13 protein-coding genes are annotated in these 12,471 nt (G+C 60.3%); 12 read left to right on the top strand and 1 reads right to left on the bottom strand.

Features of this window, described 5'->3' with window-relative positions:
- Window positions 1-255 precede the first annotated feature (255 nt).
- On the top strand, window positions 256-969 hold the full coding sequence (locus LQK84_RS11250; protein ID WP_230828814.1) for a GntR family transcriptional regulator: 714 nt from the start codon (window positions 256-258) through the stop codon (window positions 967-969).
- A gap of 53 nt (window positions 970-1,022) precedes the next feature.
- Here the strand turns inward: LQK84_RS11250 and LQK84_RS11255 are convergent, their stop codons facing one another.
- A complete protein-coding gene (locus LQK84_RS11255) occupies window positions 1,023-1,595 on the bottom strand; it encodes a PAS and helix-turn-helix domain-containing protein (protein ID WP_230828815.1) in 573 nt (190 codons plus the stop codon).
- A gap of 144 nt (window positions 1,596-1,739) precedes the next feature.
- On the opposite strand from LQK84_RS11255, the gene LQK84_RS11260 reads away from it, so the two are divergent.
- The 11 genes from LQK84_RS11260 to LQK84_RS11310 all read left to right on the top strand — a co-directional run bounded on the left by LQK84_RS11260 (window position 1,740) and on the right by LQK84_RS11310 (window position 12,447).
- Window positions 1,740-3,011 carry an acetylornithine deacetylase/succinyl-diaminopimelate desuccinylase family protein gene (locus LQK84_RS11260; RefSeq protein ID WP_442966949.1) on the top strand — a complete coding sequence of 424 codons (1,272 nt, stop codon included), beginning with the start codon at window positions 1,740-1,742 and terminating at the stop codon, window positions 3,009-3,011.
- 78 nt (window positions 3,012-3,089) lie between these two features.
- Window positions 3,090-4,577 carry an ABC transporter substrate-binding protein gene (locus LQK84_RS11265; RefSeq protein ID WP_442966950.1) on the top strand — a complete coding sequence of 496 codons (1,488 nt, stop codon included), beginning with the start codon at window positions 3,090-3,092 and terminating at the stop codon, window positions 4,575-4,577.
- A 57-nt stretch (window positions 4,578-4,634) separates the two neighbouring features.
- Window positions 4,635-5,582 carry an ABC transporter permease gene (locus LQK84_RS11270; protein WP_230828817.1) on the top strand — a complete coding sequence of 316 codons (948 nt, stop codon included), beginning with the start codon at window positions 4,635-4,637 and terminating at the stop codon, window positions 5,580-5,582.
- Window positions 5,582-6,451: an ABC transporter permease gene (locus LQK84_RS11275; protein ID WP_230828818.1), complete on the top strand. Its 870-nt coding sequence runs from the start codon at window positions 5,582-5,584 to the stop codon at window positions 6,449-6,451. The genes LQK84_RS11270 and LQK84_RS11275 overlap by 1 nt, the downstream gene beginning before the upstream one ends.
- Complete coding sequence (locus LQK84_RS11280; RefSeq protein ID WP_230828819.1) at window positions 6,448-8,070, top strand: ABC transporter ATP-binding protein; 1,623 nt, start codon at window positions 6,448-6,450, stop codon at window positions 8,068-8,070. The genes LQK84_RS11275 and LQK84_RS11280 overlap by 4 nt, the downstream gene beginning before the upstream one ends.
- A gap of 19 nt (window positions 8,071-8,089) precedes the next feature.
- Window positions 8,090-9,538 (top strand): aldehyde dehydrogenase family protein, encoded by a 1,449-nt coding sequence (locus LQK84_RS11285; protein WP_230828820.1) that lies wholly within the window; start codon window positions 8,090-8,092, stop codon window positions 9,536-9,538.
- 10 nt (window positions 9,539-9,548) lie between these two features.
- Window positions 9,549-10,295 (top strand): glucose 1-dehydrogenase, encoded by a 747-nt coding sequence (locus tag LQK84_RS11290; protein ID WP_230828821.1) that lies wholly within the window; start codon window positions 9,549-9,551, stop codon window positions 10,293-10,295.
- 76 nt (window positions 10,296-10,371) lie between these two features.
- Window positions 10,372-11,145: an enoyl-CoA hydratase gene (locus LQK84_RS11295; RefSeq protein ID WP_230828822.1), complete on the top strand. Its 774-nt coding sequence runs from the start codon at window positions 10,372-10,374 to the stop codon at window positions 11,143-11,145.
- Between the two features lie 280 nt (window positions 11,146-11,425).
- Window positions 11,426-11,701, top strand: coding sequence for a hypothetical protein (locus LQK84_RS11300; RefSeq protein WP_230828823.1), 276 nt, complete (start codon window positions 11,426-11,428; stop codon window positions 11,699-11,701).
- Between the two features lie 40 nt (window positions 11,702-11,741).
- Window positions 11,742-11,978, top strand: coding sequence for a hypothetical protein (locus LQK84_RS11305; protein ID WP_230828824.1), 237 nt, complete (start codon window positions 11,742-11,744; stop codon window positions 11,976-11,978).
- A complete protein-coding gene (locus LQK84_RS11310; protein WP_230828825.1) occupies window positions 11,953-12,447 on the top strand; it encodes a BON domain-containing protein in 495 nt (164 codons plus the stop codon). Before LQK84_RS11305 ends, LQK84_RS11310 begins: the two co-directional genes overlap by 26 nt.
- Window positions 12,448-12,471: the final 24 nt, after the last annotated feature.

Consider the following 12,471-nt stretch of genomic DNA (forward strand, 5'->3'; position numbering starts at 1 on the left):
CGTTCGTGGATGCGAACATGAATGCATGCTTCGTGCCAGTTCCGGGTGCGCGCCGCTAACAATCTGGATTCGCTTGCGAATATCTTGGTATGCTGAATCGAGGAGCTGCTTCAATTTCATGCATGATTAAAAAATAGGCTAGTGTATGCAATCTGGCTGCAATTTTGTGCGCTAAAATTCGGTAGCCTGACTTCGTGACGCTATTTTCTTTCCGGCAGGCAGGCGCTACAACATGAGGTAACAGGAAGCTTCATCATGACACTGTCCGCCAAGTCTGCACTCACCATGGATGCCAATCAGGAAGATCGTGCCAAGGCCATTCGCGATGCGCTGCGCGATGCCATCGTCGACAGGCGCCTGGCGCCGGGTACGAAGCTCTCGGAAGCCGAAGTCGGTACGCTTTTTGATGTCAGCCGCACGGTCGTTCGCTATGCGCTGCAGATGCTGGCATTCGAAGGTCTGGTGCATAGTGAACGAAATAGGGGTGCTTTTGTATCCAATCCGACACCGGAAGATGCGCGACAGGTATTCGCATCCCGGCGTCTGATCGAGGCCGGGATTGTCGCGGAAGCTGCACGGCGGCTGACGAAGGCGGATGTCGAGGCGTTTCGCCGTCATCTTGAGGAGGAAGACCGCTACAAGGCAAGCCGTGGCCCGGATGCACGGCGGGCCGAGATCAAGGCATCCGGCGATTTCCATATCATGCTGGCGCGCGTGGCCGGAAACGCCGTGCTGGAGAAGTTCATGGATGAGCTCGTCGCCCGCTCGTCGCTGGTCATTGCGCTCTATGGCCGCTCCGGCGTCTCAAGCTGCGGCCACGACGATCACGCGCTGATCCTTGAAGCGCTGCAATCGGGCGATGTCGAACGCGCGACCGAGATGATGCTGCACCATATTGGTCACATCGAGGCGGATCTCGATCTGAGAACGGGTGAAAGCCTGACGCTGCGGGAAGCGCTCAACCTCTGACGCTGCCGATACGCTTAGGCTAGTCCGGGTGCCTAAGTCGACATTCCTTTGAATTAAATCGAAAAACCTGCAAGGCGCGCCATCAGGCCGGAAAAGTTCCGGACCTCGAACTTCTTGATCAGGCGTGCGCGATAATCTTCAACGGTCCGCGGCGACAGACTGAGTTCGCGCGCCGTTTCCTTGCTTGTCATCCCCTTGGCGAGGCATTTGACGACCTGGCGCTCGCGATTGGTCATCGAAATCGCCGGACGGATGTCGGAGATATCGGCAAAGGACAGGATCGCACGCGCCAGCGGCGCTTCGGCATCGAAGGTGAAGACGCGCACCCGACACCAGAAGATGGAGCCGTCACGACGCGGCATCAGTCGCTCGTCCATGTAGCGTCCGGCCTCCCGCAACGCCTTGAAGCCGACCTCACGGATCGCTTCGAACTCGCGGCTCGAGGCATAGAGCATGCGAAACGAATGACCGATCAGGTCGTCGCGCTGATAGCCGAACATGCTGGCGAATTGCCGGTTGCATTGCCGGATCACCCGGTCTTCAGTCAGGACGATGCCGATCGGCGCAAATTCAAACGCCAATTTCTCCAGATCGTCCGCGTCGTCCATGGCCCCCGCCACATTCATGTGCATTTCCGTCGTTCTTCAGACCCGTATTTTTACAGAATTGTGTCGGCCCCATTCTTTCGTGAAGCTGATGTCATGCAAGTAGATAGCGAAACTATTGGTAAATCAAGGCAATTTCCGGACGATACAGCTTCTGTAAGGCTGTTGCGGGAAATTGAGGCACGTCGCGACGATCTCGTCACGCTCACATCCGAACTCATCCGCATTCCGACGCTGAACCCGCCGGGCGAGGCCTATCTGGAAGTCTGCGAGTATCTGAAACGACGCCTTCAGCCGAAGGGTTTCGCGATCGAGATGATCCGTGCGGTCGACGCACCGGGCGACAGCGATCGCTATCCACGCTGGAACGTCATTGCACGGCGCGAGGGGCGCTATGCCGGCGAGTGCGTCCATTTCAATTCGCACACCGACGTTGTCGAACCTGGCAGGGGATGGACGCTTGATCCCTTTGGCGGTGAGGTGAAGGACGGGAAGGTTTACGGCCGTGGCGCCTGCGACATGAAGGGCGGCCTTGCCGCCTCGATCGTTGCTGCGGAAGCCTTTGTCGATCTCTTCCCCGAATTTTCAGGTGCGATCGAGATTTCCGGCACGGCGGATGAAGAGACCGGTGGCTTCGGTGGCGTCGCCTATCTGGCGGAAAAGGGATATTTCTCGCCATCGCGCGTGCAGCATGTCATCATACCCGAGCCGTTGAACAAGGATCGCATCTGTCTCGGCCACCGTGGTGTTTGGTGGGGAGAGATCGAGACCTTTGGACACATTGCCCATGGTTCCATGCCTTTCCTGGGCGATTGCGCAGTGCGCCACATGGGTGCCGTTGTCGCAGAGATGGAGCAAAGCCTTTTTCCGGCGCTCGCCGCGCGACAGACCGACATGCCGGTCGTGCCGCCGCTGGCGCGTCGTTCGACGCTCAACATCAATTCGCTTCATGGTGGCCTCGACGAGCCGAAGGATGGCTTCTCGGGCTTTCCTTCGCCGCTCGTTCCCGACAGCGCGCGCATGGTGCTCGACCGGCGCTATTTGATCGAGGAGAGCCCTGACGGCGTGAAGGGCGAAATCGTCGCATTGCTGGAGCGGGTGAAGGCGCAGCGACCGAGCTTCGACTACGAATTGAAGGAACTGTGGGGCGTGACCCCGACCATGACGGAGCGCGATGCGCCGGTGGTCAGGACCGTGGCGAGTGCCATCCAGGCGGTATTCGATCGCGAGCCTGAATATGTCGCGTCTCCCGGCACCTACGACCAGAAGCACATCGCCCGTATCGGCAAGATGTATAATTGCATCGCCTATGGGCCCGGCATTCTGGACCTTGCCCACCAACCCGATGAATATGTTGGCATCGATGACATGGTTGACAGCACCAAGGTTATGGCGCTGTCCTTGCTGCAGTTGCTCATGCCGCCCGATGGCGCTTGAGGAATGGCGAATTGCCGGCTAGGGGTAATGGTCGGCTGATATGCGGAACTTCAAACGCTATCGAGGGGAAGGAAGACTATGAACAACATGTTGAAACTGGTGACGACGGCGGCCATTCTGGTTGCGTCCAGCGCGCTCACGCCTGCATTTGCGGCGAATACCGCCATCACGGTCGGAATGGTTCTGGAGCCGCCGAATCTTGATCCGACCTCCGGTGCCGCAGCGGCGATCCGCGAAGTCACCTATGCCAACATCTTCCAGGGGCTGACGCGCTTCGACGCCAACGGCGCCATCATTCCGGATCTCGCCAAGAGCTGGGACATTTCCGCCGATGGACTGACCTACACGTTCCACCTGGCCACCGGTGTGAAGTTCCACGATGGTTCGCCGTTCAGCGCCGACGATGTGAAATTCTCGCTCGATCGTGCGCGTGCGCCGGACTCCACTAACGCCCAGAAGGGTCTCTTCGCAGATATCGCCTCTGTCGACGTTGTGGATCCCGCAACGGTAAAGGTGACGCTGAAAAAGCCAAATGGCAGCTTCCTGTTCAACATGGCCTGGGGTGATGCCGTCATCCTCTCGCCGAAGAGCATTGCCACCGAGGCGACGAAGCCCGTGGGCACCGGCCCGTTCAAGTTCGTGAACTGGGTCAAGGGCGACCATGTGGAACTGGGCAAGTTCGACGGCTATTGGGGCACGCCCGCCAAGCTCGACAAGGTGACGTTCAAGTTCATCTCTGATCCGTCCGCTGCCTTTGCTGCGATGATGGCGGGTGATGTCGATGCGTTCCCGCTGTTCCCGGCCGCTGAAACGCTGGAGCAGTTCAAGGCCGACCCGCGCTTCACCGTGATTGCCGGCAACACCGAGGGCGAGACGCTTCTGGCCATGAACAACGGCAAGAAGCCGTTCGACAACATCAAGGTCCGCGAGGCGGTGGCGCATGCCATCAACCGCAAGGAAATCATCGATGGTGCCATGTTCGGCTACGGCACGCCGATCGGCACGCATTTCGCGCCGCATAATCCCGACTATGTCGATCTGACCGCGCAGTCGAACTATGATCCGGAAAAGTCGAAGGCGCTCCTCAAGGAAGCCGGCTATCCCGATGGCTTCACCGTCTCCCTGAAGCTGCCGCCGCCGCCTTACGCGCGTCGCGGGGGTGAAATCATCGCGTCCCAGCTCGCCAAGGTGGGCATCAAGACCGAGATCACCAATGTCGAGTGGGCGCAGTGGCTTGAGCAGGTGTTCAAGGGCAAGGATTACGATCTGACGATCGTGTCGCATACCGAGCCGATGGATATCGATATCTATGGCCGCGACAACTACTACTTCAACTACAAGAGCGATGTCTTCAAGAAGATCATGGCGGACCTTTCCGGCACGACCGATCCGGCCAAGCGCAGCGAACTCCTGAAGGCCGCGCAGAAGCGCATTGCAGACGACTATGTCAACGCGTTCCTCTTCGAACTGCCGAGGCTGGGCGTTGCCAATGCCAAGATCATGGGGCTCTGGAAGAACCAGCCGACCCCGTCGAACGACATGTCCGAAGTTTACTGGAAGGATTGATCCGCGTTGGCCGGAGGCGGCTTTCGCCTCCGGCCATGCCGATCGCTTGGCACCCATATGGCCCCCTATCTCCTGAAACGTCTGATCTCCCTTGTGCTGAGCCTGCTCGCTGCAAGCGTCGTGATCTTCCTCGTGCTTCAGATCGTTCCTGGAGACCCCGCATCCTATATGCTCGGGATGAATGCGCAGCCGGAGACGGTGGAGGCGCTGAGACAGCAGATGGGCCTGAACGAGCCGGTGGTCTGGCGCTATCTGACCTGGGTCGCAGGCCTCGCGCATGGTGATTTCGGGGTCAGCTACACCTACAAGGTTCCGACGGGCGAACTGATTGCACAACGGCTATGGGTGTCCTTGCCGCTGGCACTCTACGCTCTGATCTTGTCGACCGCGATTGCGCTGCCAATTGGCATCATTTCGGCAGCGAAGCGCAATTCTGCTGCGGACTACGGTATTATGGGGGTCACGCAGCTGGGAATCGCGGTGCCCAATTTCTGGTTCGCCATGCTTCTGGTCCTTCTCTTTTCGATCACGCTCCGGTGGTTTTCCGCCGGCGGGTTTCCGGGCTGGAACGCAGGCTTCTTCGTTGCGTTGAAGGCGCTGACGCTGCCCGCCATTGCCCTGGCGCTGCCGCAGGCATCGATCCTGGCGCGCGTCATGCGTTCAGCGCTGCTCGATACGCTTTCCGAGGACTATATCCGGACGGCCCGGGCAAAGGGTCTGACGCGGGGGCAGACGCTGGTGCGCCATGCGGTGCGCAATGCCATGATCCCGGTATTGACGATCATCGGGCTGCAATTTTCCTTTCTGCTTGCGGGTGCGATCATCATCGAGAATGTCTTCTATCTCCCCGGGCTCGGCCGGCTGGTGTTCCAGGGGATCACGCAGCGCGACCTCATCGTCGTTCAGTCGGTAGTGATGCTGCTCGTCTTTGCGGTCATCCTGATCACATTTCTGGTCGACATCGCCTATGCGCTGGTCGATCCGCGCCTGAGGAGCCGCGCCTGATGAATGTCGGTTCCCTGCCTGAGGCAAATCGCGGCCTTGTCAGCGCTGCCTTCCAGTCGAAGAGCTTTGCGCTGGGCTTTGCGCTGACGGCCCTCTTCATCCTGGCAGCCCTCGTGTCCTTCGTCTGGACGCCCTATGATGCGACAGCGCTTGCGGTATCTGAGAAACTGCGGGCACCGTCTGCTGTCCACTGGTTTGGGACGGATCATTTCGGACGAGACATCTTTTCGATGATCATGGTCGGCGCGCGAACCTCCATTGCAGTCGCCTTCGTCGCCGTCGGGATCGGCATCGCCGCTGGCGTGCCGCTGGGCCTCTGGGCTGCGGCAAAGCAGGGATCGCTGGTCGACGAAGTCATCATGCGCGCAAATGATCTTGTCTTTGCCTTCCCCGCGCTCCTGATCGCCATTCTGATCACGGCCGTGTTCGGACCAAGCGCGATCAACGCCATTATCGCGATCGGCATATTCAATATTCCTGTCTTCGCCCGCCTGGCGCGCGGTGCCGCACTGACACTCTGGACCCGGGAATACATCTTTGCGGCGCGTGTCGCGGGCAAGGGCGCTGTCCGGATTTCCGCCGAACATATCCTGCCCAACATCATGAACCTGCTGATCGTGCAGGGGACGATCCAGTTTTCGCTGGGCATTCTTGCCGATGCCGCTCTTTCCTATGTCGGTCTCGGCGCTCAGCCGCCGACGCCCAGCTGGGGCCGTATGCTGTCGGATGCGCAGACCATGATCAGCCTTGCGCCCCATATGGCGCTGTTTCCGGGTGCTGCCATCGTGCTCACGGTGCTGGGGCTGAACCTGATGGGCGACGGCCTGCGGGACATCTTTGATCCCAAGCTCAGGAGGAGCCGCTCATGACGCTTCTCCAGATCGAAAATCTGAGTCTGAACATCCTTGGCCTGAAAATCCTGTCAGATGTCAGGTTCGAGGTAGACCGTGGCGAGGTGGTCGGCGTCATCGGTGAAAGTGGCTCCGGCAAGTCCATGACGGCGCTTTCGGTCATGCAGCTTCTGCCGCATGGCATGGAAGTTTCCGGCTCCATCCGTCTCGACGGCGAAGAGCTGTTGACCAAAACCGAAAGCCAGATGTGCGCCGTGCGCGGGGCCGATGTCGGGATGGTGTTTCAGGAACCGATGACCGCGCTCAACCCTGTCAAGACCATTGGTCATCAGGTCGCGGAAACGGTCATGATCCATCGTGGCGCGGGCAGGGCGGAAGCCCTGTCAATTGCCAGGGAAACGCTGAACCGTGTCGGACTGCCGGAAGAGCGGTTTCCGTTGACGCGCTATCCGCATGAGCTTTCCGGCGGGCAGCGCCAGCGCGTCGTCATCGCCATGGCAATCGCGCTCCGCCCCAAACTGCTGATCGCCGACGAGCCGACGACCGCACTCGATGTAACGACGCAGGCGCAGATCCTCGCACTTCTGAAGAAGCTGGTTGATGAGGACGGAATGGGCCTCATCCTCATCACGCACGATCTTGCCGTTGTGGCCGACATCGCCGACCGCATCGTCATCATGAAGTCGGGCGAGGTTGTCGAGGCCGGAAAGGCCGTCCAGCTTTTCAGGGCCATGCAGCATCCCTATTCCAGAGCGCTGATGGCCGCGACCAGCCACCAGCCTGTGCGCAAGCCGCCGCAGGTGGCTTTGGACGCCGTTCCCGTGTTGGAGGTTTCCTCGGTTGTTCGCGAATACGCGCTGCCCCGCAAATCTCTGTTTGTCCGGGCCGGTGCCTTCCGTGCCGTCAACGATGTCAGCTTCAGGATCCACAAGGGCGAGAATGTCGGCCTTGTCGGGGAAAGTGGCTGCGGCAAGTCGACACTCACCCGCGCCATCCTCGCCCTCGAAGCCACGCAGGGAGGGGAGATCCGCGTCGGTGGAGAGCTTGTGACGACGAAGGCTGGTGCAAGTGCCGCCGCCCGGCGGAAGATGCAGGTTGTCTTCCAGGATCCGTATGGCTCTTTCAATCCGCGCCACAAGGTCCGTCGGCTTGTGACCGAGCCGTTCTATCTCATGGGGTCGGATGCGCCGACCGGTTCGGCGCTCGACGCACGGATTGCCGAGGCGTTGGAGAATGTCGGACTGCGGGCCAGCGATGCTGACAAATATATTCACGAGTTTTCCGGCGGGCAGCGTCAGCGCGTTGCGATCGCCCGCGCGCTGATCACACATCCATCGCTCATCGTGCTGGATGAAGCGGTGTCCGCACTCGATGTTTCGATCCGCGCACAAATTCTCGATCTTCTCGCTGGTCTCTCCGACCGGCTCGACCTGTCCTATCTCTTCATCTCGCATGACCTGTCGGTGGTGCGCGCCATTACCGACCGGGTCATGGTGATGAAGGCTGGGAAGATCGTCGAGACGGGCGAGACCGAGACTGTTTTTTCCAATCCGCAACACGAGTATACGCGGCAGCTCATTGCCGCGACGCCCGATCTAGAAGCGGCGCTGAAGCGCCGCGAGATCGCGGCTGCCTGATCCCATAAGGAGAGTTCCGATGATTTCGCCGTGGTTTCCAACGGACAAGTGCTTCATTGACGGCGCCTGGGTCGCACCTGAGAGCGGCGATACGCTGCCGCTGGAAAACCCCTCCGACGGTGAGGTGATCGGCGCGATTGCGCGCGGTGGCGCTGCCGATGTCGATCGCGCGGTGGATGCCGCCCGCCAGTCGCTTGAAGGCGAGTGGGGTTTCATGCCAGCTTTCGAGCGTGGCAGGCTTTTGGCCAGGATCGGGCGCGCGGTGCTTGAGAAAGTTGAGGAGCTTGCCAGGCTTGAGGCTGCGGATGTCGGCAAGCCGCTGAAGCAGGCACGCGCGGATGCGGTCGCATTGGCGCGTTATCTGGAGTTTTACGGCGGCGCCTGCGATAAGTTCCATGGTGAAACAATACCGTATTTGAATGGTTACACTGTCTATACATTGCGTGAGCCGCATGGCGTGACCGGGCATATCATTCCCTGGAATTACCCGATGCAGATCCTCGGACGCTCGGTTGGCGCGGCATTGGCCATGGGCAATGCCGCGGTGCTGAAGCCGGCCGAGGAGGCCTGCCTGACGGCGCTTGCATTTGCCGCGATCTGCCACGAGGCCGGATTGCCGAAGGGTGCCCTCAATGTCGTGCCGGGTCTCGGCGAAGAGGCGGGGGCGGCCCTGTCAGGTCATCCGGGCATCAACCACATTTCATTCACGGGCTCCGTGGGCGTTGGCATCAAGATCCAGGCAGCGGCGTCGCGCAATGTCGTGCCGGTGACACTCGAGCTCGGTGGCAAATCGCCACAAGTTGTCTTTGCCGATGCCGATCTCGATGCAGCGCTGCCCTTCCTCGTCAATGCCGGCATCCAGAACGCTGGCCAGACCTGCTCTGCCGCTTCGCGCATCCTGGTTCAGAAGGATGTCTACAAGGAGGTCGTGGCCCGGATGACCGAGCGCTATCGCTCGCTGAAGGTCGGACCTGCGATTGCCGATCTGGATGTCGGGCCGCTGATTTCGGCGCGGCAGAAGGAGATTGTGGAAGGTTTCATCGCGCTGGCCGATGAGGCAAGCGTCGCGGCAAGCGGCATCGTCGTTGCCGATGCCCCGAGGGGCGGGAACTATGTGGCGCCGCGCCTGATTGCCGGCCTTGATCCGTCGCACCGGCTGGCTCAGGACGAGATCTTCGGGCCAGTTCAGGCCGTCATTCCCTTCGACACGGAAGAAGATGCCATCCGGATCGCCAACGGTACGGACTACGGTCTGGTTGCAGGTGTGTGGACGCGTGAAGGCGCGCGGCAGATGCGTCTCGCCAAGCGGCTGCGCGCCGGTCAGGTGTTCATCAACAATTACGGCGCCGGTGGCGGCGTCGAACTGCCCTTCGGTGGCACCGGTAAGTCCGGCCACGGGCGGGAAAAGGGTTTTGAGGCGCTTTATGGCTTTTCGGTCCTGAAGACCGTGGCCGCGCTGCATGGGTAAGGAGACAATCATGCGTTTGGAAGGCAAGGCGGCCATCGTCACGGGCGGGGCATCGGGTTTCGGCGCAGGCATTGTGCGCAAGTTCATCGCCGAGGGCGCCAGGGTCATGGTCGCCGATATCAATGGCGCTGCTGCAGAGGCATTTGCCAAGGAGTTTGGTGCTTTTGCCATCGGCCACCAGGTCGATGTCTCGAAGGATGAAAGCGTGGCGGCCATGGCGAAAGCGGCGCTTGAGGCGTTTGGTCAGGTCGATATCCTCGTCAACAACGCTGGCGTCACGCATCTGCCGGCGGCAATGGAAGATGTGTCGGAGATGGATTTCGACCGGGTTCTTTCGGTCAACGTAAAGTCTGTCTATCTGACAGCGCGTCATCTCGTGCCGCATATGAAGGCACGCGGGAAGGGCGCAATCCTCAACGTGGCTTCGACCGGCGGCGTCAGTCCGCGGCCGCGGCTCTCTTGGTATAACGCCTCAAAGGGCTGGATGATCACGGCAACGCGCGGCATGGCGATCGAGCTTGCGCCTGCTGGCGTGCGCGTCAATGCCATCAACCCGGTGGCCGGTGAAACGCCGCTGCTCAAGAGCTTCATGGGCGAGGATACCCCCGATGTGCGGGCGAAGTTTCTCGCCTCCATTCCGATCGGACGCTTCTCGACGCCGGAAGACATGGGCAACGCCGCCTGCTTCCTCTGCTCAGACGAAGCCTCGATGATCACCGGCGTCGCCATGGAAGTGGATGGCGGCCGCTGCATCTGACCTTCGGATGACTTCCCGGCGCCCCGCTTGCATGCTAGCACTCTGTTCAAACATGAACTGAGTTGGAGGAATACCGATGAGTGACACTGTTCTTCTGGAACGCAAGGGCCGTGTGGCGCTTCTGACGCTGAACCGTCCGCAGGCGCTGAACGCACTGAATGCGGAGCTTTTGACAACGCTCTGCGCGCATCTCGACGCGTTGAACGACGACGAAAGTGTGGGCTGCGTTGTCATCACCGGCTCGGAAAAGGCGTTCGCGGCGGGTGCCGATATCAAGGAAATGTCCGGCAAGACCTATATCGATATGAAGAATGCCGACTATTTCGGTCGCCGCTTCAGCGCTCTTACCGCGACGAAGCTGCCGATGATTGCCGCCGTCTCGGGCTTTGCGCTCGGTGGTGGCTGCGAACTCGCCATGATCTGCGATTTCATCATCGCGTCCGAGAGCGCGAAATTCGGCCAGCCGGAAATCAAGCTCGGCGTCATTCCGGGTATGGGCGGCACGCAGCGGCTGGCGCGTGCTGTCGGCAAGGCGAAGGCCATGGACCTGGTGTTGACCGGCCGCATGATGGATGCGCAGGAGGCCGAACGCTCCGGGCTTGTCGCGCGCATTGTGCCGGGAGAGGTGCTGCTCGAAACCGCGCTGGCGGCGGCAGAAGCCATTGCCTCCTATTCTCGGCCTACCGTGGTCACGGCGAAGGAGGCGGTCAACCGCGCCTTCGAGACGACCCTGACCGAAGGACTGCACTACGAGCAGCGTGTCTTCTATCCGCTCTTTGCGACGGAAGACCAGAAGGAAGGCATGGCCGCCTTCACCGAGAAGCGGCCGCCGAGTTTCAAGCATCGCTAAACCTGCGGGTACACAGTTCCCGGAGACGCCTGACCGGGTTTGCCATCTCGGCCACCAAACCTGACAGCATCAACCATGCCGGATCGGAAACGCGTCCGGCGTGGCTTGCGTTGATGCAAGTCGAGGATGAACCGCTCGATGAGGTTTGTTCCTCTCCTTTGTCTTCAGTCCTTCCAGCCTTCACTAACTGACTTCCCAGATGTTTCGAGACGCGCTCGCCGTGGAACTTTGGCGATCTGCCGCCGTTCTTCCGCCTGGGAAACAACTTGGGAAGGTTGCCATGGAAGACGCCGAAATGACGAAGCTTCGGGGGCGGTTGAATGCCCATCGGGAACTTCTGATCGAATTGACATCGCTGCTGATGGCGGAGCGTGGTCACGTTCCCGCAGGTGCACAGGGCGGACCGGGTGAGGACCTCGCCGTCTATGATCAGGAGGAGGATCCGGGCGGCATTCCGACAGACGGATATGCCGAGCAGGCGGAGTATGCAGTGGAAGTCCGCGCTATTTTCGATGCGGCACGGGCGCGCATGGAAGCTAGGGGCCGGAAATCATAGGCCGTGTGGAACCTAATGCGGCACTGGTGGTTTCCTCTCCATGACCCAGAATCCCGAACGCCCCAAAGACGTTGAAAAATTCGCAGAAGAAATCCGGCGCCAAGTGATTGCCTGGGCGCTTCCGGAGGCAACTCCGGCCTTCAATCTTCCACCTTTGCCGAGGTCGCGCCGCACCGATATTCGCGTGCCGGCCTCGTTCTTCCCGAGCGACAACCCTGAGCCCGATACGACTTCCAACCCAAGGAGCGACCATGGCCGAACGAAAAAGCCCGCCTGAGACAGACCGCGAAGAGGACTATCGCGACTACGACAAGCGTAACATCGGTGAGGGCTGGCCCTATGCCGATGAGGATGGCTTGCCGGCCGATCGCAATGCGCCCTATGGCACCACCGGTTCGAATTTCGACGAATCCGGACGCGCCGGCGTCGAGATCGGGAACCGCCCGAATATCAGCAGTCACGGCGGCCCGGAGATTTCGGATGCTGGCGAGGGTGGTGTGATTGAAGATGACGTGCTCGAGGAGAAAATTACAGAACTCCTGTCGGAGAACGAAAATTTCGACATGCGCCTGATCACGGTTACCGTGCATGAAGGTGTTGCAGTGCTTTCAGGAGATGTTGAAACGGAACATGCACGAGTTCTCGCGAGCAGACTGACGACCTCAGTCCGCGGAGTGCGTCGGTGCAGAAACGACTTGGTGCTGATCGGTGCCGACAGCCACATCCCTTCGGACTCCGATATCTGAGATACTGCAATCGACGGACCGCAA

It is taken from the genome of Rhizobium sp. C4 (assembly GCF_021026315.1).
Classification (GTDB): Bacteria; Pseudomonadota; Alphaproteobacteria; order Rhizobiales; family Rhizobiaceae; genus Ensifer_A.

What these genes read in the sequence shown, in the direction of transcription:
- LQK84_RS11295 (WP_230828822.1), top strand. Translation starts at nt 10,372, where the DNA reads ATGAGTGACACTGTTCTTCTGGAACGCAAGGGCCGTGTGGCGCTTCTG.
- LQK84_RS11290 (WP_230828821.1), top strand. Translation starts at nt 9,549, where the DNA reads ATGCGTTTGGAAGGCAAGGCGGCCATCGTCACGGGCGGGGCATCGGGT.
- LQK84_RS11300 (WP_230828823.1), top strand. Translation starts at nt 11,426, where the DNA reads ATGGAAGACGCCGAAATGACGAAGCTTCGGGGGCGGTTGAATGCCCAT.
- LQK84_RS11285 (WP_230828820.1), top strand. Translation starts at nt 8,090, where the DNA reads ATGATTTCGCCGTGGTTTCCAACGGACAAGTGCTTCATTGACGGCGCC.
- LQK84_RS11305 (WP_230828824.1), top strand. Translation starts at nt 11,742, where the DNA reads ATGACCCAGAATCCCGAACGCCCCAAAGACGTTGAAAAATTCGCAGAA.
- LQK84_RS11275 (WP_230828818.1), top strand. Translation starts at nt 5,582, where the DNA reads ATGAATGTCGGTTCCCTGCCTGAGGCAAATCGCGGCCTTGTCAGCGCT.
- LQK84_RS11255 (WP_230828815.1), bottom strand. Translation starts at nt 1,595, where the DNA reads ATGAATGTGGCGGGGGCCATGGACGACGCGGACGATCTGGAGAAATTG.
- LQK84_RS11265 (WP_442966950.1), top strand. Translation starts at nt 3,090, where the DNA reads ATGAACAACATGTTGAAACTGGTGACGACGGCGGCCATTCTGGTTGCG.
- LQK84_RS11270 (WP_230828817.1), top strand. Translation starts at nt 4,635, where the DNA reads ATGGCCCCCTATCTCCTGAAACGTCTGATCTCCCTTGTGCTGAGCCTG.
- LQK84_RS11310 (WP_230828825.1), top strand. Translation starts at nt 11,953, where the DNA reads ATGGCCGAACGAAAAAGCCCGCCTGAGACAGACCGCGAAGAGGACTAT.
- LQK84_RS11250 (WP_230828814.1), top strand. Translation starts at nt 256, where the DNA reads ATGACACTGTCCGCCAAGTCTGCACTCACCATGGATGCCAATCAGGAA.
- LQK84_RS11280 (WP_230828819.1), top strand. Translation starts at nt 6,448, where the DNA reads ATGACGCTTCTCCAGATCGAAAATCTGAGTCTGAACATCCTTGGCCTG.